This window comes from Streptomyces sp. BE20 (genome assembly GCF_036322525.1).
In the GTDB taxonomy this organism is placed as follows: Bacteria; Actinomycetota; Actinomycetes; order Streptomycetales; family Streptomycetaceae; genus Kitasatospora.
This window is the reverse complement of record NZ_JAQYWW010000244.1, coordinates 1-19190: the sequence shown is the minus strand read 5'-3', so window position 1 is coordinate 19190 and position 19190 is coordinate 1. Positions and strand designations below refer to the sequence as shown.

Sequence of the window (19190 nt, the reverse complement as noted above, 5' to 3'; positions counted from 1 at the left end):
GTGAGGTGTTCAGGCCGGTCAGGGGTGCGTCGGACGCGCGGTCGACACCGCGCAGGGTTCCGTTCGGGGCCTGGTGCGCCACGAGGTCGCCGCCCAGGACGGGGAGCCCGGAGTAGGTCCGTTCGTAGCGCAGGTGCCGGGTGCCGTCCGGGTCGAGGACGGCGTCCTTGGCGACGAGCTTCTCCTGGGGCGCGAGCCCGAGGTGCAGGGCGACGACGGCGCCCTGCCGGTCGGCCGCGGCCAGTGCGGCGTTGCGGCCGGACGCGGGTGTCGGGGCCGGGGCGGGGCGTGCCGCCTGCGAGGCGACCGCCGGAGCAGCGGTCACCAGCAGGGCTGTGGTGACGGCGAGTGCGGCGAGCCTGTGAACGGGGGTTGTGCGCTTCACGAGCACTCCTTTGCCTGCCGACCGCGGGTGCGGACGGGCACGGGTCCGCGCCGCAGGGTGCGGCGCAGCGGGCATCCGGCCGGTGACGCGTGAGGTGGGACGCGGGGCACGGCTGCTGCGGCTCTGGACGGGGCGGGAAGCGGCAAGCAGAACCGCCTATGCCATGAACATGACATAGAGTCGGCCATGCCACCCTTGCGATCACGGCAGGGTGCGGCATCGGAGCTGCATGCAGCGTCGGCATCCCCGGGGCGGGCCCCGGGGTAGCGATGTCGGAATAGTAGCCATCAAGTTCGAACTGCTGTTGGACTGTGCGTTCTTGTGGTGCTCGGCATGGTGAATTCCGGTCACCTGCCGGTCCGTCACGGACTCTGTCGACCAGCAGATACTCTGCGGCGCGTCCTTCATTCGAGGCCGCCAGGCTGCCTGAACTGTGGCGGAGCCGGCCGCCGCGAGCTGCATCACCGGCCGGATCCTGTCGTCGGCCGCACGTCCGCGTCCCCCACTGCCGGAGAGAGCCGACCGCCCACAGGCCCGAGCTCAAGGAAGCGGGAGGCGCCCGCCGCCGACCGGCAACCCGCCCTCCCCCGGTCAGGTAGTTCACCGGTGTGCAGCCCGCTGAAGACACGGCACGCGGTCTGAGGGATCCAGCGCACTCGCCCTGTTCGGCGGACACGCCACCCCTGCGGTCATGGCCTTCCGAACGACCGGCGGGGTCGCGGTCTGACCCACTCGCCATGGCTCCGGCGAAGCGAGGGCTCACCTGCTGGCGGCTACGGCACCGAGTCTCTACGACTCAGCAAGATCCCATGAGGCGAAGCGGGCGAAGGCGCCACCGTCGACGGCCCGGTCGGCGCCGGTGACGAAGCAGTCGACGTGGGAGAGGAGGATGGCGACGAGGGCGGCGATGTCGTGGGGCTTGCCGAGTCGGCCGAGGATGTGTGTGTCGGTGGCGGCCTGGCGGGCCTTCGGTGGTTCCCGGTCGGAGCACTCGGTGAGAAGGTCGGCCTCGATGTAGCCGAGGCTGACCTCGTTGCCCCGATACCGTGCGGTCCGACTTCGAGGGCGAGTGACCGGGTGAGGCCGACGCGCCGGATTCGGCGGCGGCGCAGGGGAAGAGGTCGGCCGCGTTCCTGGTGCGGGCCGAGCCCGCGCAGAAGCAGGCCCCCGTGCCCCGACGAGTCCGCGTCCTTGTCGTTGCTCCTTATCAGCTGTGGCCCGGCCTGTGAAGGAGCGCGGTATCACGCCGCGTCGCCCGGGCGGGGAACGCGAATCGTCACCATCACCTGATCACAGGTGGGTGTGCTCCAGCCCTGGTTCGTCATGCCCACGGCCGGATGGGTATGCAGGACGACGTGGTGGGTGACCCGGGCCGGCGATCAGCCTGCAGGTCGGCTGCCGCAGGATCGCACCGACGCCCATCCCGGGCGACTACCAGGGCTCCAGCCCCGAGCGAGCAGGCCCGCGGCGAGCCCGTCCTGTGCTTCCCCTCGTAGCGTGGAGTCGTGACCCGATAAGGAGTTGAGGGTGGGGAAGCGACGTACGTACGACGCCGAGTTCCGGGAGGGGGCGGTGCGGATCGTGCTGGAGACCAAGAAGCCTGCCGCGCAGGTGGCCCGGGACCTGGGTGTGCACGAGGCCACGCTGCAGAATTGGGTGCACGCCGCCCGCAGAGCCTCGGAGAGCGGAGCGGGGCCGGTGGAGGAGTCCGAGCGCGAGGAGCTCGCCAGGCTGCGTGCGAAGGAGAAGGACCAGGCCAAGCGCATCGTCGAGCTGGAGATGGAGCGCGATGTCCTCAAGCGCTGCATGGTCTTGTGGGTGAAGTAGCCGAGGCGGACCCGGCGGCGATCGTCGGGGTGATCGGCGACTGCAGGACCGAGGACGACATCCCGCACACCGTGGCCTGCCGCACGCTCGGCGTCTCCACGGCCTGGTACTACAAGTGGCGGCGCAGACCTGCCAACCCGACGAAACGCGAGGTCAGACGGGCTGAGCTGACCGAGCGGATCAAGTACTTCTTCACCAGGTCCGGTGGCACGTACGGCTCGCCCAGGATCACCCTCGACCTGTGGGCCGAGGGCCGGCAGGTGTCCGTGAACACCGTCGCCGAGATCATGACCGAGAACGGCTGGTACGGTCGCGAGCCGAAGAAGCGCAGGTCACTGACCCGGCAGGGAAAACGGAAGGCGGCACGTGACCTGGTGGGCCGACACTTCGACGCGGTCTCGCCCGACGTGCTGTGGGTGGGTGACATGACCGAGATCGACACCGCCGAGGGCAGCGACAGCAAGCTGTACCTGGCCACGGTGATCGATCTGTTCTCCCGGCGCTGCCTCGGGTACGCGATGGGCGAGCGGCACGACGCCTCCCTGGTCTGCGCGTCCCTGAAGATGGCGGCCGCCACCCGGGGCGGCGACGTGGACGGCGTGATCTTTCACGGCGACCGTGGCAGCGAGTACACGTCCGCGGCCTACCAGGGCCTGTGCGCCCGGTTGGGCGTCGTCCAGTCCATGGGTCGGGTCGGTTCGTGCTTCGACAACGCCGCCGCGGAGGCCTTCAATTCGCTGCTCAAGGTCGAGTACGTCCACCGGCACCGGTTCGCCACCCGCGCCGAGGCCCGCATCAAAATCGCCACCTGGATCGCCGACTTCTACAACACCAGGCGCCGGCACAGCCGGGCCGGCGGACTCCCGCCGGCCGAGTTCGAACGCATCATCCGACAGCAACGACAACAAGCCGTCCACCAGGACGAGGCCGCATAGAGAGGACTCTACGAAACGAGGGGATGGACAGTCCTCCGGGCGGCGGCGGTGGATGGGTCGATGAAGGGTCCGGTCAGTGGCCTGATTCGCCGCGGTGGTGCTCGACGTTCTCGGGGGTGCCGACATGTCCGCATCCGGCTCCCGGGCACTCGAGCCAGTAGCCGCTGTCCAAGGCGGCCTGCCGGACAGTCGTCCTACCGTCCGGGCCGAAGTCGTGCTCCGCGAGGAGACGGGCGACGGAATTGTCGTACTGGACGGCCATGAAGACCGCCTCGGCGATCCTGTCGTGACCCTGTGCGAAGAAGGAGCCGCTTCCCACCTCGGTCCCGCAACCGCACCAGCACGTTCCAGTCGGAGTCAGGGGCTTTTCGTCTGTGGCCATGAATCCCATGGTAGGTATCACGCGTGATGTTGTCGGGCTCACGACGTTCATGAGCCCGCACGCGGCCGGCGGACCGGCAGCGGGGGAGCATGCCAGATCTCCTCGCGGCCGGCCCGGAGTGGATCATCCGACACCACTACCCAGGGTGAGGTGGCACGCTGAACGTGGCCTCCGAAAGCTGGTACGGCGTCGGACCCGGTTCGAGCCGGGCAAGGCCAAAGCCGTGGGCCGCACCGCGGGTCCAGGGGTGATTTACGATCGACGACATGAGCGTCCAAATGGGCGGTGCGACGATTCCTGCCGATGCGACCAGCCTGGTGGGGCGCCGACGCGAGCTCACCGAGCTGAAGCGGCTTCTCGCCGCTGCACGACTGGTGACACTGACCGGCACCGGCGGTGTGGGCAAGACTCGTCTGGCCCTACAGGTGTCGCGTGAGGTGGCACGGGCCTTCGACGGAAAGGTCTTCTGGGTACCGCTGGCCGAGGTAGCCGAACCCGCCCAGGTGGTCCTGACGGTCATGGAGGCCGTGGGCCAGCGAACGGGACCCGGCGACACACGGGCTTTGACCGAATACCTGGGGGAAGAGCGGCTGCTGCTTGTACTCGACAACTGCGAGCACCTCACCGAAGCGTGCGCGGACCTGGCGGCGGAAGTGCTGCAGGCATGCCCGGACGTGCGGGTACTGGCCACCAGCCGCGAGGTGCTCGACATCGCGGGCGAACACGTCTTCGCGGTGACGCCCCTGCCCGTCCCCGAGGAGAACGCCACCGGGAGCGCCGCGATCACCCGAGCCGACGCTGTGGCCCTGTTCGTGGACCGGGCCACGGCCGCAGCCCCCGACTTCCGGATGACACCCGCCAACGAAAACGCCGTGGCAGCCCTGTGCCGCCACCTCGACGGTCTGCCGCTGGCCATCGAACTCGCCGCCGTGCGGATGCGCGGCCTGTCGGCCGAGGAACTCCTGCGCCGCCAGGACGAACGGTTGGAGTTCCTGACCCGCAGACGGGGTGGCGCGTCGACCGCCTCCCGACACCAATCGTTGCGAGCCACCGTCGACTGGAGCTTCGAGCTCTGTACGCCCGAGGAACGCCACGTGTGGGCACGCCTGTCCGTCTTCTCCGGCGGGTGCACCCTCGATGCAGCCGAAGACGTCTGCACGGACCAACGACTCCCCCGAGCCGCAGTCCTCGACGCCCTCACAGGCCTCATCGAAAAGTCCGTCCTCACCCGAGAGGAGCCCCACGGCCGGGTCCGCTACCGCATGCTCGAGACGATCCGCCGCTACGGCCACGAGCGCCTGAGCCTGGCGGGAGAGGAGAGCACGCTGCGCCGCCGCCACCGGGACCACTACCTACGGCAGGCCGAACACGTCCGCGACCGGTGGTTCGGCCCTGGCCAGGCAGCCCTGTTCGCCGCGACCCGTCGCGAACACGCGAACCTGCGGGCCGCCCTGGAATACAGCCTCACCGAACCAGGCGAATCGCGGGAAGCCCTTCACATCGCCTCGGCCCTGTGGATGTACTGGATCGTATGCGGCCTCGCCCACGAGGGCGCGATCTGGCTCGAACGAGCCCTCGCCGGCACCGCGCAGGCCAGCCCGCAGCGCGCCGACGCCCTGTGGACAGCCGCCCTGCTCGGCAACTACAGCGGCCGACCGAGCAAGAGCGCCGCCTACGAAACCCTCTCCATGGCACAGGAGTGCCACCGGCTCGCCGCGACACTCCACGACCCGGCACGCCTGGCCCACGCCACCTACCTGTGGGGCTACGTCCAACTCGCAGGAAACGATCCGGTCCGGGGCTTCCTCACCCTCGCCGAAGGCGTGGAGATGGAGCGCGCGTGCGGCGACTCCCACCCCCACCTGCACCACGCGCAGATCCTGCTCACCACCGCGGCAAGCCTGGCCAACCTCGACAACGTGGTCCGCTGCGTCGGCGAGGAATGCCGCGACGCCTGCCGAGACCACGGCGAGCAGTGGCTCCAGTCCTGGGCCTTGCTCCTGCTGGGACTGTCCGCGGTGCTCCGGGACGCGAGCGCCGACGTGGACCTGCCGTCCCACCTCGAAACGCAGAGCTACCTCAAGGAGGCCATCCGCCTCAAATACCCGTTCCGCGAACCGCTGGGTGTCGGCTGCGCACTGGACTACCTCGCTTGGAGCGCGGTGATGTCGGGTGATCCCGGCCGCGGCGCCCGGCTCTTCGGTGCCAGCACCGCCTTCCTGCTCCCTCTCGGCCTCGACTTCGACAGCTTCCCCACCGAGGGATGGACCAGGCGCGGCATCCGCTTGGAGATCATCAAGGCGGCCAAGGCGGCGATGGGTGAGCAGGAGTACCGTGCGGCGTACCTGAGTGGGTCGCGTCTCACGCCGGACGAGGCCGTGGCCTACGCCCTGGACGATCAGCTCGGCGATGAAGGCCGCACCACGACACCGGAGCAGTCCCCGGTCGTTCAGCACTTCACCCGCCGGGAGCGGCAGGTCGCGACGCTACTGGCCGAGGGAGCATCCAACAGGGAGATCGCCGAGCGGCTGGTCATCTCCCCCCGCACCGCCGAGACCCACGTCGCCAACATCCTCGCGAAGCTCGACTGCACCTCCCGCACCCAGGCGGCCATCCTGATCACCGAGATGGACCGCGCTTCCGGCGCCGTGGGACAGGACGGCGCCCCGCACCCGACGGGATGAGCACGCTCAGTGGCGCCCCGAGGTAGCCGCATGCCCGGCCCGGGCCACCGGGCGGGCAGTCCGTAGGTCCGGCAACGCGCAGTGGCCGGTGCGCTGCCGCAAGTCCGGTAGCCACTCAGGTAGGACTACCGACGCGACCGGCCGTCGCCCAAGCCCAGAGTTGGGGACACCACCGGCGATACCTCCCGGTATCAGCGCCGACATGCCGCAAGACCGGCGTGATCAGACCACGGCAGGTGAGTCCCATGCTCGGACGACGAAATTCCGGACGACAGTCCGCCCTCTATCTCCGGTGTTACCCCGGCGACCTTGCCACCATGGAATACCACCGTCAGGCACTGGAATATCTCGCCATGCGACTCGGCCTGCCGGAGCCGGTCGTCTACATCGACGACGGGCGGCGCCACCGTGACGGTCTTCCCCGACTGGAAAGCCTCGAACAGGGGATCGTGAACGGCTTGATCGACGCGCTTCTGATCCCCGGTCCCTTCGTGTTCGCGCTGGATGACGCAGTGGCCGGGGCAACCGTCCGCCGGCTGGAGCGACGCGGCTGCCTGGTGATCGAGCTCCCCTCCGGCGGACCGTTCTCCCCACGAACGGCGACACCGGCCGGCCTGCGGCGTGCGGGAAGCCGCCAGGGCGCAGGCGCCCTCGCGGAAATCAGGGCGTAGAGCACGAATGCCCCGCCGATCGAAGGCCTGGCCCGGCCCCGGCGAAGACCGAGACATCGACCGGGGATGAAAGAGGCGGGCCGAACACGGCTCGCGATGGTGGCGACCGGCACCGGACGGCTGATCGCACCCCCGGGTGAACCGGCCTCGGTGACTGTCCGCCCGCCCGGTGCCGTCCCGGTCTCCGGGGAGCCCGACAGGCCCGCCCTCACCGTTACCCTCCGCTGCACGGGCCGGTTTGATTGCCAGCGCGAACCGGAGCTTCGGCACGGTCCGGATGCGGGCCGCCGGTAGGTCAGATCGTTACGAGGACGGCCCGTACCGCGAACGACCCGACCGCGCACGCTTCCCGTGCGTCCTGCGGCCATGATGGCCGTGCCCGTCTCTGGCACCTCAATTCAGCGGTACGGCAAGCATGGTGATGGGTCAGCGTCCGAGCAGAGAGCATGCGCCGCGGTGGCTGCGCTGACGGCCCGCGTGGTTCTCGCGTGCAGCCCGCGCCGGGAGGTGTCGGGTCAGAAGGCCCCTGACCGCTGTCACCGGCGTCGGCTGCGGAGCCGGGATCGCCTTGGTAGCCATCGCCGCACTGTACGGAGATCCGATGTCCACCGCCGTGTACCTCGGGGCCGTCGCCCTTCCTCTCTCGTGGGGCAGGCGCTCCTGTACGTTCCGGCGGCCCCACTTCGGCCGTACCGAGACCTCCTGAGCCCGGGGCGCGGGGACCGTGCAGGCAGTCACCTCCCCCTGCTGTGGCGCGCCGCCACCGCTCTGCTGCCGCCCGGCGGGTACCTCGAAGGTCCGCGGGTCCGGGTGCCGGCGTAGGTCTGGAGGGGGAGCCGGAGATGGCACCTGGGACGTATGCCCGCGATACCTTGGAGTGACGACGCACACCTCGCCCACCTGGCAGCCTGTCAACTGCCCCGGCCAGCAGCGGTTTACCCCGATATCCGCCGCCCAGGCCCTGGTGGGCGCCGGCGGGTCCGCGCCCCGGTCGCCCAGGTCACCACCCCATCACCGTGGTGGCCGAGCCAGTGACATGCCTCCCGCCACTACGGGCACCTCCCCCTCCCCGCCGGAGACCACAGTGACATCCAGAGACAAGCCTCGCCCCATCGGATCCGGCCGGATGGCCGCCCCCACCGGCCACGCCGGCCCAGCCGTTCCCGCGTTCGACCAGGCGGCCCCATGAGAACCCGCCGACTTACTCCGCCGATCGGTCAACTGCTCGACTTCGCCTGGTCCCAGACCCGGGCGTCCGCCTTCGCCGCCGCCCTCCTGGGGGGCCTGGCCGCGTCCCAGCTCCTACCGACGCTCCCGGTGGCCCGGTACGACCTACTGCTCTGCTACGGCGTTCTGCTGACCCTGGTCTTCTGGCGACGCGGCTGGGAGAGCGGCCGCGACATCGCGGTCATCACCGCATGCCACGGCGTGGGCCTGGCCTTCGAAATCGTCAAGGTCCACCTCGGCTCGTGGAGCTACCCCGAGCCGGCGGTCCTGAAGTTCGCGGGTGTCCCGCTGTACGGAGGCTTCCTCTACGCGGCCGTCGGCAGCTACGTCTGCCGCGCATGGCATCTCCTCGACCTGGAACTCGTCCGGTACCGGCCCAGGACGATGGCCACGGTGGCCACCCTGATCTACGTGAACTTCTTCAGCCACCACTGGCTGCCCGACGCCCGGTGGGTCCTGACCGGACTACTCGCCCTGGCGACCGCGGGCACCTACGTCCGCTACACCGTCCAGACCACCCGGCGACGTATGCCGTTGCTGCTCTCCTTCACCCTCATCGGCTTCTTCCTGTGGATCGCCGAGAACATGGCGACGTACTTCGGGGCCTGGCGCTACCCGTACCAACTCCACGGATGGCAACCCGTCGGCCTGGACAAACTCGGAGCCTGGTCCCTCCTCATCTCGGTCACGTTCGTCCTGGCCGCCATCGGCCGCACCCGACCCACCGATCCGGCACCGAAGAGCTGATCCCCTGTCCGGCTGGTCCGGTCCTCAGCACCGGTGTCGGGGTCTGCGGCCGTGGACGGACTCGGCGACCGATCCGTCGGACCTGAACCCCAACCGCCCACCGCTCCTTGACATCCCTGCGGCGCACACGACCACCCCAACTCCCGATCGCCGTCTGGCACGACGGGCCCGCGCACACCCCGCACTGGAGAACGCCATGACCTCCAAACACGCTCCCCGTCGCCCCGGAGCCGACGAACCGCGCATCTGCATCGCGCAGTGCCTCGCCAGCCACACCGCGCAGGACCGGCGCCTCCCACCTCACAGCGTCGGAGCCCCCGGCGGGCGGCAATCCGACCACCAGGCGATCGCCCCCGGGCGTGGACCGTCCACGGAGCCGGCATGAACGAGCGCAAGCGCGCCCGGACCTGGCCCGTCCGAACGACGAGGCACCCCGGCCACACCGCGGCGCCAAGCGACACGAGTGGCACGGCCCACGTCCAGAAGCCCACCACACGCGATCACGCCGCCGGCATACCAGCACCACACCCGGAGCCCCGGAGGGACCTGCGACCGAACCGGCCCGCATCCGCGCGCCTGGCGAGCCTGATGCTTGCCGGCAAGGACCACCTTCCCGCGGACCGGATCCTGCTGCACCAACTGCAAGCCGAGGACGCGGGCTGCGCCGAGACCGTCCGGCGCGCCAGGGAGTTCCTCCATCACACCGTCAGACTCCAGGCCGAACGCGGCCTGGGACAGTTCCTCGACCTGGGCTGCGGTCTGACGACCGGTGCGCCGGGCACCGTACTCGCCCCGATCCACACCTCGATCCTGACCGTGCGGCCCGGTGCACGGGTGACCTATCTGGACCGCGACGCGGTCGTGATGACCCACGCCAGGGCACTACTCGACGCTCCGAAGCCCGCCCGGATCCGCCACCTCCACGCCGACCTGGCCTCCCCCCGTACGCTGCTCGCGATGCTGCGGCTGAGTGCGGACCTGGACTGGCGGCGCCCCGTGGTGGCCGTGCTCGGCGACGTTCTGCACGAGCTGAGCGACCCCCAGGCCCGCTCCCTGCTCCGGGCGCTGCACACAGAACTTCCCGCCGACAGCGTCCTTGTGCTCACCCACCGGACGGCAGACGCCACTGCGCCGGTCCGCGCCGTACGCGTAGCCGCCTGTTGGGCGCGGGCCGGCCTGCCGTGGCACCCCCGCGCCCCGGCCGCTGTCGACGCTCTACTGGGAGGCTGGGAGCGGCAGGAGCTCGGGGTCCAACCTGCGACGGGCGCTGGGACGCCGAGCCTGTACGCAGTAGTGGCGGTCAGGGGTGGGGGCAGTACACGGTGACCGGCACACGCCCGGGCGGGCCCGCCTTCCCGGCCGGCCAGGCGAAGTACGTTCGACTGACCTCCCTGGTCGGCTACGGCGGCTTCGCCTCCGCCGCCGAGATCACCATCCGGTAACCCGAACCCGTCCGGGGCCGGAGCAGTTGCTCCGGCCCCGAATAGGCATGTCCCCTCCCCCGGCGGGGCCAAGGTCTCTCGGGGCTGAGTGCTGTGAGCTGGATACGCCATCCACCGAGTGACCGCCGGCCCTCGTCGCCCAGCTGATCGCGACAGACCAGAGCGAGATCACCTCGGTGGACTTCTACTCCTCCCGGCCCAAACCGCCGGCCGTCGGGTACGGAGCCATGATCACCCTCCACGACAGCTCCCAGGCGCCCACACACCCTCCCGGAGCTCCAAGTCCGGCCGGACCTGGCTGATCGAGGCGCAGGGACTCCTTCCCCGTCATTGTCCGCTGAAAGGTGACGCGCAGCAGGAGGGCACTCTGACGGCGACCGCGTTGCTGCGGCACTGGGCGAACCACTGGGGTCTGATCGACGGGTTCGAGAAGGCGTACGGGATCACAGCTTCACGATCTATAGAAGCTTCAGTGCGTGGTAATGAACCGGTCTGAAGCTCGATGACCAGCGTCTTTCGGGTGGAGGCGGTGTCGGGGTAGCCGGCTGCGGGCAGCCAATGGAAGGGTTGGCCTGGCCGTGGAGGTGTGGGGTGCCGTCGGTGATCGCATTGCTGGAAGTCCGGGAGAGGCGGGCCCGGGAGGACCTGGAGTCCCGGCTGGAGATGCTGCGGGAGGCCGAGGTGCAGGCGGAGGCGTCCCGGCAGCGGCTGGAGAATGTGCGGATCGCCAGTGAGGAGGTGGCGCTCATGTTCGCCGAGGGGACGGCACCGGCCCCGGAGCGTGACGGGGCGTCACCAGCGCCGACCGTGGTGGAGGCGCCTGTGCGTGTGGCCGGGGCGGTGCCGACGGGCCCCGTGCTTCAGAAGGGTTACGACACCCGGCCGCCAGTCTGGCAGGCGGGGCTGGGGGCCGATGCGCTCTGCGGGGCCTACCGGCAGGTCTTCGAGACGGCGCTTGCCGCGTCGGGGCCGGTGACGGTGCAGGAGCTGACCCGGGCGCTGGGCCGGGACGCGGTGCGTTTGAACGAGTCGAGAAGGTGCGTCATCATGCCTATGCGTTGGAGGCGCGCGGCTGGCTCCTGCGTGAGCGGGGCCTGCTCAGCCTGGCCGCAGGTTCAGTCGCTCAGGCCGGAACTCCGGCCAGTGCAGACGCTCTTTCGCCAGCCTCCGGGCCAGGGTGATCGACCCACCATACCATCTGGGCGTGGTGGTCGGGCCGGCGCTCGTGATCGCGATTCAGACGGCGGGCCCGTGCGGCCACGCTCAGGTGGAGGGTGGAGAAGCCGACCGCGACGACACGTATGCCCAAGCGTGCGGCGCGCAGCAGCGATCGGAATGCCCTTGCATCGGGCTCTCACCCCTTCGTCGCACCGCCAGTGAGGCCGCGGACAAAGTACTTCTGAAACGCGAGGTAGAACACCAGGACCGGCAGTGTCGCCAGAAGCATGAACGCGAACACCGCGCCGAAGTCCTGTTGGTATGGGCCGATCGACCGGAAGACACCGACCGTGACCGTGTTGCCCGCGCCCGGGCCGAGCACGAGCAGCGGTGTGAGGAAGTCGTTCCACACCCACACACCGAGGAGGATGAGCACGCTGGCGGACGCGGGGCGTAGGAGCGGAAAGACGATCTGCCAGAACGTCCGTAACCGGCCGGCTCCGTCGACTGCTGCGGCTTCCTCGAGTTCGCGCGGGATCGAGCGGATGAAGCCCATGAACACGAAGACGGCGAACGGCAGGTAGTACCCGACGTTGACCAATACCGCGCCCGGCATGGTGCGCAGCAGGCCGATGCCGTCGAGGATCCGCGTGATCGGAAGCATGATCGCCGCTGCCGGGATCATCAGTCCGGTCAGCATGACAGCGAGGACGCCACGGCTCCACCAGTGTTCTGACCTCACCAGGTAGTACGCGGACATCGCGGCCAGCACGGTGGTGATGATGATCGACGCCGCTGTGAGTGTGATCGAGTTGATGAGGCCGTACCAGTACAGGCCGTCGGGGCGTGACAGCACGCGGTGGATGTTGTCCAGAGTCGGCGGTGTGGGCAGTGCAAGTGGTGATGCAATGATGTCGGGGCTTGGCTTGAAGACGTTGACCAGAGCCACGTAGAGCGGCAGGCAGAACACGGCGGTCACGCCGATGGCTGCCACGGGGCGCACCCAGGACGCTTGGGAGGTCACGAGTTCACCTCTCGTCGTTGCAGGAGCTTCAGTGTGGTCACGCTCGCCGCTGCGGTGACGAGGAGCATGGTCCCTGCCATGGCGGACGCCACGCCAGGGCGTTGCTCGGAGAAGGCGGTACGGACGACGTCGAAGGCGACGGTGGCTGTGCCGTTGGTTCCGGGGCCGCCGTTGGTCAGTACGGCGATCTGGTCGTAGACCTTGAACGAGGTAATTATCAGTAGCACGGTGTTGATCGTGAGCGCGGGTGCGAGCATCGGCCACGTGATCGCACGGAACTGCTGCCAGGGGCCCGCGCCGTCCAGACTCGCCGCTTCTTCGAGTTCGACGGGGATGCCCGAGAGGCCGGCTAGGTAGACCACCACGGCGAAGCCGAGCATCTGCCAAACCATGATTCCGGCGACGGAGTAGATCGCGTAGGACGGGTCCGTGAGCCAGCCGGGCGGGTTCTGGACCCCCAGCGAGACCAGGGTGCTGTTCAGCAGTCCCTTGTCGGCCAGAAGCGAGCGCCCGATCACCGACACCACCACGGCGGAAAGGATCACCGGTGTGAAGTAGATGCCGCGAAGGAGGCTGTACAGCCGGCTCTGTTTGCGTAGCATCAGGGCAACGGCGAGTCCCAGCAGGTTCGTCAGCACCACCACGATCGCTGTGATGACGACGGTGTTCCACAAGGAGTGCCGGAACCCTTCGTCATTGAGGAGGGACCCGTAGTTGGCCAGGCCGACGAATGAGGTTTCCTTGCGGCTCGCGCGCTCGTCCGTCAGTCCGATGTAGAGGGTCCACAGGATGGGCGCCAGCACCATCGTGGTGAAGATCGCGAGGGTGGGGAGGACGAAGACGACGAATGACCCCGTCGAGGGCCATGTCCACTGTCGCCCCACGTTCTCGAACCGGGACGTTCGCTCGGACGTGATTCCCTCGGCGGCACGGGTTCTCGCCCGGAAACGAGGGGAGCGTTTCATCCTGACAGTTCCTTGAACGCCGCGTTCAAGGTGTCGACGAACTCGGGGACGTCCGAGCGGCCGTTGAGCAGGTCGATCAGCCCCGCGTCCACCTGGGCCATGAAGCCCGACGGCAGGGCAGGGATGCCGCCCTCGTTGCCGAAGTTCGGGGTCACCTTCCCGCTGGACCGGCCCTTCTCGTACAGGTCCAGACCGACGCTGTAGAGCGGCGGCAGGTCGGTCGGCGGCTTGTAGTCCTTGAGCGCGACGAACAGGCCGTCGTAGCGCGCCCCGCCGTCCGCGTTCAGCTTGGAGAACTCAATGGCCCACCGCTTGGCCTTCGCCACGTCGTCGGCCTTGGCGCTCACCGACAGGCCGCCACCGGTGTACGCGGGCATCACCAGCGAACCGTCCTTCGTCGGCATCGTGAAGATACCGATCTGGTCCTGCAGCGTGTCGTCCGGGGCCGTGGAGAACCACGATCCCATCGGGTACATCGCGCCCTTGCCTGCGAGGAAGTCGCTCTGTGCCTCGGCGTAGGTGGCCGACAGGTGGTCGACGTTCTCCTTGCCGGCCAGTTCCTTCATTCTGCTCGCCGCCGAGACGAACAACGGATCCGAGAAGTCCGTCTTGCCCGCGACCAGCTTCCCCAGCCACTGCGGGTCCTTGGCGTAGACCTCGGTGGCCACCAACTGGGAAAAGGTCCAGCGCGGGCCGAGGCCGTCCGGTGCTCCGCCGCCGATGACGAACGGTGTGGTCCCCGCTGCCTTCAACTTGCCCACCGCGACCTGCAGTTCGTCCCAGGTGGCCGGGGTCGAGGTGATGCCTGCCTCCGCGAAGGCCGCCTTCTGGTAGTAGACCTGCCAGGTCTGCGCATTGGTGGGCAGCTGGTAGATCTTGCCGTTGAAGCTGTTCGCGGTCGGGTCGGTCCACTCCGGCAGTTCGCCCTTGCTGAACTCCGCGAGCTTGCCGACCTGTGCCATCCCGGCAGGATCGACCGCGACCATGATGTCGGGCAGCGAGCCGGTCGAATCGAGCTGGCGCGCGTACTCGTTGCGCTGTTCCGCGCTCGGTGCCACCAGTTTCTCGATCTTCACGCCCGGGACCTTGGCATTGGTCCTGGCGATGGCGTCATCCCAGTACGCGGCGGTGAGGTTGGGTGTCTCGAAGGTGAGCAGGCTCATCCCCACGTCGCCACCCGCCGCGCTGCCGTCCGTGTTCGCGGCTCCTGTGGAACAGCCCGCCAGCATCACGAGCCCGAGTACGGCGGCGCCTGCGGCCCGCCTGATTGCTCTGCGCATGAGATCTCCTTGGTCGTGGACCCGCCGCCGGGTCGGCCGACACATAGGTACGTCTCTTCACAATATTGCTGTCGGGCCGCCACCGTAGATACTGTCGCCAGGTGCGTCGAGACATCCACCCAGATCAGCACGACACCGCCCCAGCCACCCGTTCGGGTGACTGCGGTCTGCTGTGCTGGCTCAATCTCGCGGCCCCACCGAGGGCCGTCCTCGCTGCCGAATGGTCACGGTCAGCGACACACGTTCGACCATCTGTGTCTCCCGCCCCCTGCTGAGAAACCGCTCGCGACGCTGTCGGAGCGGAGTCTAGTCCGTGGGTGTGCCGCTCACTCCCAAGAGTGGGCGCGCCGCAGGCAGACCTGCCTGACACAATGAGGTCGCCGGGGAGAACCTCGCCGCCGTCGGTTTCGGCCCGGGAGCGTCGCCTCTGGTCCATGCCATCGATCCCGACCCCGTCCTGCTGGGCGGGGGCCGATCTTGTGCGGGGGCCGTGCTCGCCGAACCGTGCGAACCGCACCTCGACGCGCCCTCGTTCGCCACGTCGGAGTTCCGCGTGTCCCGGCTGTGCGACAAGTCCGTCACGCCCGGCGTCGCACGACCGGCCTTCGACGATTGCGGGGCGTGCCAGCACGCCGGACACGCCTGACACGTTCTGCCCCCAACCGAGGAGGTCCGAAATGCTCGAGCCAGGACGCGTGGCCGTGCCCGTGCCCACCGACCCCGTTTCGGTCTCCGGTCAGGACGGGTCGGAGATGACGACGCTGGTCCTACTGCCGCGGGCCGACGGCCTTCCCGACATCGGGTGGCTAGGGCTGGACCTCTCGGCGGCCGACGTCCGGGCGCTCACGGCGGCCGCCTCGGTCGAGACCACGTCCTGGAACTGCTGGCTGCTCGGTTCACCGGTCTCCCTGCTGCCGGAGCACTCGCGCGGCTACCTCGGGCGCCCCGCCCTGCTCGGCCACCGCGTCGGCGCCGAAGGCCCCGGCAGTGGCTGGTCCACCGCGTTCGGCCCGCCGTCGGTACGCGGCGCCGACGGCTCACTCGTGGTCGAGGCGACCGACAAGGCCGCGGGGCTCGACCTGCGTTTCGAGGCCGAAGCCGTCCGAGGCGGAGGACTGCGGCTCCGGCACCTGGTGACCAACACCGGTCGGGGTAACTATGTGCTGGACTCGCTCGACATCGTCGTCCCCGTACCGACCGGCGCATGCGAGATCCTCGACTTCACCGGGCGCTGGGCTCGCGAGCGGCAGCCCCAGCGCCGGGCCGTCGCGGACGGGCAATGGGTCAGGGAGCACCGCCGCGGCATGCGCATCCTGGACGGCACCGGGCTGATCGTGGTCGGCACGCCAGGCTTCGGCTACCGCGACGGCGAGGTGCTCGGCGTCCACTTGGCCTGGAGCGGCAACCACCGATACACCGTCGAGCGGCTCAGCTCCGGCACCACCGTGGTCCGGGCGGGCGAGCTGCTGCACCCGGGTGAGGAGGTCCTCGCCGAGGGCGAGACGTACACGATGCCGTGGGTCCACGTGACCGCTTCCGCGCACGGGCTCGACGGCCTGACGGACGCGACCCACCAGTACATCCGGTCACTCCCCGCACATCCCTCCCGGCCCACGCCCGTCATGTTCAACCCGTGGGAGGCGGTGCACCTCAACCACGACCTCGACACCCTGTCCGCGCTGGTCGACCTCTCGGCCGAGGTGGGTGCCGAGCGTTTCGTCCTCGACGACGGGTGGTTCGTCAACCGCGTCTCCCTCGACGACGGACTGGGCGACTGGGCTCCGGACCCGGTGTCGTGGCCGGACGGCCTGGCACCACTCGTCGACCGTGTACACGACAAAGGCATGGAGTTCGGGCTCTGGTGGGAGCCGGAGGCGGTCAGTCCCACCTCGGTCGTCTTCCGAGAGCACCCCGACTGGATTCTGCGCACGGGCGACCGGATGCCCGTCCTGGAGCGAAACTGCTACCTGCTCGACCTCGACCGGGACGAAGTGCGGGCCCACCTGATCGACGCGTTCGACCGCCTGATGGCGGCGCACCGAATCGAATTCGTCAAGTGGGACCACAACCGCGACCAGATCGACGGCGGCGACTCGCGCGGGTCCGGGCGGGCCGCAGCTCGGCGACAGACCCTGGCCTTCCGTAAATTGCTCGGCGAGCTGGCCCGCCGACACCCGGGCGTCGCTTGGGAGAGCTGCGCCTCGGGCGGCGGCCGAATCGACCTGGACATCTTCGCGCAGATCCAGAGCGTCTGGGCCTCCGACGTCACCGATCCGCTGTCCCGCCAGCTGATCCAGCACTGGACCGCCCAACTGGCCCCGCTCGAGTACCAGGGCGCCCACGTCACCGCGCCGTTCTCCCACCAGACCGGCCGGGCCAGCACCCTCGACTTCCGCGCGGCCACGGCCTTCTTCGGACAGTTCGGCGTCCAGTGGGACCTCACCTCGGTACCAGCCGAGGAGCTGAACCGGCTCGCATGCTGGATCGACCTGTACAAACGGCACCGCGCGCTCCTGCACAGCGGCCGGTTTACCCGCGTCAAGCTGCCCGAGGGGCTGCTCGCGCACGGTGTAGTCGCCCAGGACAGGTCGGAGGCAGTCTTCTCCTACGCACAACTGGACGACATCGTTCCGGTCCCGCCGCGGCTACGCATCTCCGGGCTCGACCCAGACCGCGCCTACCGGGCGTCGCCGGTCGCTCCGGCCGACTCGACGGTGACGTGGGCAGTGGCGGGCATCGAGGCGTCCGGCGCGGCGCTGGCGGCGCTCGGCCTACCCGGCCCGGAACGCAAGCCCCAGAGCGCGTCGCTCGTGCACCTCCATGCCCTGTAGCGATGTTCGCCTGCTCGAGTTCCTCGATGATGTCGCGCTGGAAGCCGCTGTGTTGCGATGGTTCCAGTCGTTGACGGCGGAGTCCCACCTGGCGAAGCCGTCGTGGCGCTTCGTAGTGAAGACGATGTGCTTCACGCCGGCCTTCTTGGCGCTGGCCACGATGCGCTTGGCGTCCCACGGGGAGGGGTCTATAAGAGGAGCTAACACAAAGCCCGGACGCGCCGATAGGTGATGACGCAGCATGCCAGTTTGAGGAATGCCTCATGGATGTCGTCGCGTATGTCCCAGCGGATGCGGAGGCGTCGGAAGCCGTGGATCCAGGCGTTCGTGCGCTCGACCACCCAGCGGACGGTCCCCAGGCCGGAGCCGTGCGCCACGCCGCGGCGGGCGATGACTGGCTTGATGCCTCGCTTCCACAGCAGTCGGCGGTACTTGTCGAAGTCGTAGCCGCGGTCAGCGAACAGCTGGCGCGGGCGGTGACGCGGGCGACCAGTGGCTCCGCGAATGCGCGGGATCGCGTCCAGCAGGGGCAGCAGTTGGGTGACGTCGTGCCGGTTGCCGCCGGTCAGGGTGATGGCGAGTGGCGTGCCGTGGGCGTCGGTGATGACGTGGTGTTTCGAACCCGGCCGGGCACGGTCGACCGGGCTCGGTCCCGTTTGGGCCGCCCCGACGAGCCTGGTGGTGGGAGCCGTCGATCACCGCCCGGGACCAGTCCAGCTTCCCGGCGCGATGCAGCTCGGTCAGCAGGACCTGGTGGAGGCGGTCCCAGACGTCGGCCTCGTGCCAGTCCCGCAGCCGGCGCCAGCACGTCATCCCGGAGCCGAAGCCCAGTTCCTGCGGCAGCCACTCCCACTGGATCCCGGTGTGCAACACGAACAGGATCCCCTGCAGGCAGCCGCGATCATCAAGAGGCATCCGGCCCGGATCGCGTGACCGACGCCGCCTCACCGGCAGCAGCGGTTCGATCCGTGCCCAGAGATCGTCCGACACCACCCAGGGCGGACTCTTCACCTTCCCCACGGATGGACCAACGAGCCGACGGACGAGGAGACATGGCCGACCGGCGGCTTTGTGTTAGCTCCTCTAAGTCTGCAGTGCCGGCGAAGTAGACATCGTCGGGCACGTCGCGGCGAGCACGCAGTGGCGACGTACCCTGTAGTGAGCAAGCAACCACACACCGGAGCTCCAGTCGCAGGTCTGCCCCCATTCATAATTCATACTGTTTGCGAACGGTGACCTAGGCGCTTCAGCCCTTCCGGCCCACGCTTCGGGACAGGGATGCAGCGAACTTCCGAGATACGGTTACGTCAGAACCCTTGACGCAGCAACACCGCTGGCTGAATTCGGCTCCACGAAATCTACTTGATTCTGGAGGTCGCGATGCGACCCAGATCAACTTTCGTCCGTCACGGCGGCTCTGGCCGCCGTCGCCCTGCTGGCCGGTTCCGCGGCGTGCACGGTGAAGAGCGCGGACAAGCCCGCGGACAGCCCGGCCCCGACCTCGTCCGCGGCACCCGCAACGGGTACGGGCGCCGGCAAGGGCACGCCGGAGGTCGCCGACGGCTCGGGCGTCAAGATCGCCCTCGTCCCCGGCGGGGCGCACCCGTACTTCCAGCCGTGGAAGAGTGCCGG

The 19190-nt window shown here is 69.1% G+C and carries 14 protein-coding genes and 1 pseudogene; 7 read left to right on the top strand and 8 right to left on the bottom strand.

What is annotated here, in order from left to right; all coding sequences use genetic code 11:
• Both PUR61_RS01305 and PUR61_RS45050 read right to left on the bottom strand, forming a co-directional pair.
• Positions 1-385, bottom strand: a pseudogene (locus tag PUR61_RS01305) (M4 family metallopeptidase); the annotation flags it as partial.
• Between the two features lie 789 nt (positions 386-1174).
• Entirely contained in the window at positions 1175-1630 is a 456-nt protein-coding gene (locus PUR61_RS45050; RefSeq protein ID WP_443035098.1) for an SDR family oxidoreductase, read from the bottom strand.
• A gap of 282 nt (positions 1631-1912) precedes the next feature.
• On the opposite strand from PUR61_RS45050, the gene PUR61_RS01300 reads away from it, so the two are divergent.
• Positions 1913-2212 carry a transposase gene (locus PUR61_RS01300; protein WP_329874731.1) on the top strand — a complete coding sequence of 100 codons (300 nt, stop codon included), beginning with the start codon at positions 1913-1915 and terminating at the stop codon, positions 2210-2212.
• On the top strand, positions 2200-3147 hold the full coding sequence (locus PUR61_RS01295; RefSeq protein WP_329874729.1) for an IS3 family transposase: 948 nt from the start codon (positions 2200-2202) through the stop codon (positions 3145-3147). Before PUR61_RS01300 ends, PUR61_RS01295 begins: the two co-directional genes overlap by 13 nt.
• 73 nt (positions 3148-3220) lie before the next feature.
• On the opposite strand, the gene PUR61_RS01290 is transcribed toward PUR61_RS01295, so the two are convergent.
• Entirely contained in the window at positions 3221-3529 is a 309-nt protein-coding gene (locus tag PUR61_RS01290; RefSeq protein WP_329874727.1) for a hypothetical protein, read from the bottom strand.
• 266 nt (positions 3530-3795) lie between these two features.
• On the opposite strand from PUR61_RS01290, the gene PUR61_RS01285 reads away from it, so the two are divergent.
• The 4 genes from PUR61_RS01285 (at position 3796) to PUR61_RS01270 (ending at position 10184) form a co-directional block, all read left to right on the top strand.
• The gene (locus PUR61_RS01285) at positions 3796-6213 is read left to right on the top strand and encodes an ATP-binding protein (protein WP_329874725.1); all 2418 of its coding nucleotides are present in this window, start codon (positions 3796-3798) and stop codon (positions 6211-6213) included.
• Positions 6214-6530: 317 nt separating this feature from the next.
• On the top strand, positions 6531-6884 hold the full coding sequence (locus PUR61_RS01280) for a hypothetical protein (RefSeq protein ID WP_329874723.1): 354 nt from the start codon (positions 6531-6533) through the stop codon (positions 6882-6884).
• A gap of 1185 nt (positions 6885-8069) precedes the next feature.
• The gene (locus PUR61_RS01275) at positions 8070-8858 is read left to right on the top strand and encodes a DUF817 domain-containing protein (protein ID WP_329874721.1); all 789 of its coding nucleotides are present in this window, start codon (positions 8070-8072) and stop codon (positions 8856-8858) included.
• 381 nt (positions 8859-9239) lie between these two features.
• Positions 9240-10184 carry an SAM-dependent methyltransferase gene (locus PUR61_RS01270; RefSeq protein WP_329874719.1) on the top strand — a complete coding sequence of 315 codons (945 nt, stop codon included), beginning with the start codon at positions 9240-9242 and terminating at the stop codon, positions 10182-10184.
• Between the two features lie 1470 nt (positions 10185-11654).
• Here PUR61_RS01270 and PUR61_RS01265 read toward each other — a convergent pair.
• From PUR61_RS01265 to PUR61_RS01255, 3 genes are read right to left on the bottom strand one after another with little or no spacing between them, the layout of a single operon-like run.
• Positions 11655-12482, bottom strand: coding sequence for a carbohydrate ABC transporter permease (locus tag PUR61_RS01265; RefSeq protein WP_329874717.1), 828 nt, complete (start codon positions 12480-12482; stop codon positions 11655-11657).
• On the bottom strand, positions 12479-13447 hold the full coding sequence (locus PUR61_RS01260) for a carbohydrate ABC transporter permease (protein ID WP_329874715.1): 969 nt from the start codon (positions 13445-13447) through the stop codon (positions 12479-12481). The genes PUR61_RS01265 and PUR61_RS01260 overlap by 4 nt, the downstream gene beginning before the upstream one ends.
• Positions 13444-14727, bottom strand: a complete 1284-nt coding sequence (locus PUR61_RS01255) for an ABC transporter substrate-binding protein (RefSeq protein ID WP_329874713.1) — start codon at positions 14725-14727, stop codon at positions 13444-13446. The genes PUR61_RS01260 and PUR61_RS01255 overlap by 4 nt, the downstream gene beginning before the upstream one ends.
• A 677-nt stretch (positions 14728-15404) precedes the next feature.
• Between PUR61_RS01255 and PUR61_RS01250 the strand changes: the two genes are divergently transcribed.
• Positions 15405-17558: an alpha-galactosidase gene (locus PUR61_RS01250; RefSeq protein WP_329874711.1), complete on the top strand. Its 2154-nt coding sequence runs from the start codon at positions 15405-15407 to the stop codon at positions 17556-17558.
• Here the strand turns inward: PUR61_RS01250 and PUR61_RS45045 are convergent.
• Positions 17499-17801, bottom strand: a complete 303-nt coding sequence (locus tag PUR61_RS45045; RefSeq protein ID WP_443035097.1) for an alpha-L-fucosidase — start codon at positions 17799-17801, stop codon at positions 17499-17501. The genes PUR61_RS01250 and PUR61_RS45045 overlap by 60 nt on opposite strands.
• Positions 17759-18569, bottom strand: a protein-coding gene (locus tag PUR61_RS01245; RefSeq protein ID WP_443035099.1) for an IS5 family transposase whose coding sequence is annotated in 2 segments (ribosomal slippage) — positions 17759-18226 and positions 18228-18569 — 810 coding nt in all. Because the reading frame shifts where the segments join, the coding sequence is not laid out codon by codon here. Before PUR61_RS01245 ends, PUR61_RS45045 begins: the two co-directional genes overlap by 43 nt.
• Positions 18570-19190: the final 621 nt, after the last annotated feature.

Bases quoted from the DNA above. Each gene is read 5' to 3' on its own strand.
- PUR61_RS01290 (WP_329874727.1), bottom strand. From the start codon at position 3,529: ATGGCCACAGACGAAAAGCCCCTGACTCCGACTGGAACGTGCTGGTGC.
- PUR61_RS01285 (WP_329874725.1), top strand. From the start codon at position 3,796: ATGAGCGTCCAAATGGGCGGTGCGACGATTCCTGCCGATGCGACCAGC.
- PUR61_RS01280 (WP_329874723.1), top strand. From the start codon at position 6,531: ATGGAATACCACCGTCAGGCACTGGAATATCTCGCCATGCGACTCGGC.
- PUR61_RS01275 (WP_329874721.1), top strand. From the start codon at position 8,070: ATGAGAACCCGCCGACTTACTCCGCCGATCGGTCAACTGCTCGACTTC.
- PUR61_RS01270 (WP_329874719.1), top strand. From the start codon at position 9,240: ATGAACGAGCGCAAGCGCGCCCGGACCTGGCCCGTCCGAACGACGAGG.
- PUR61_RS01260 (WP_329874715.1), bottom strand. From the start codon at position 13,447: ATGAAACGCTCCCCTCGTTTCCGGGCGAGAACCCGTGCCGCCGAGGGA.
- PUR61_RS01255 (WP_329874713.1), bottom strand. From the start codon at position 14,727: ATGCGCAGAGCAATCAGGCGGGCCGCAGGCGCCGCCGTACTCGGGCTC.
- PUR61_RS01250 (WP_329874711.1), top strand. From the start codon at position 15,405: ATGCTCGAGCCAGGACGCGTGGCCGTGCCCGTGCCCACCGACCCCGTT.
- PUR61_RS45045 (WP_443035097.1), bottom strand. From the start codon at position 17,801: ATGCTGCGTCATCACCTATCGGCGCGTCCGGGCTTTGTGTTAGCTCCT.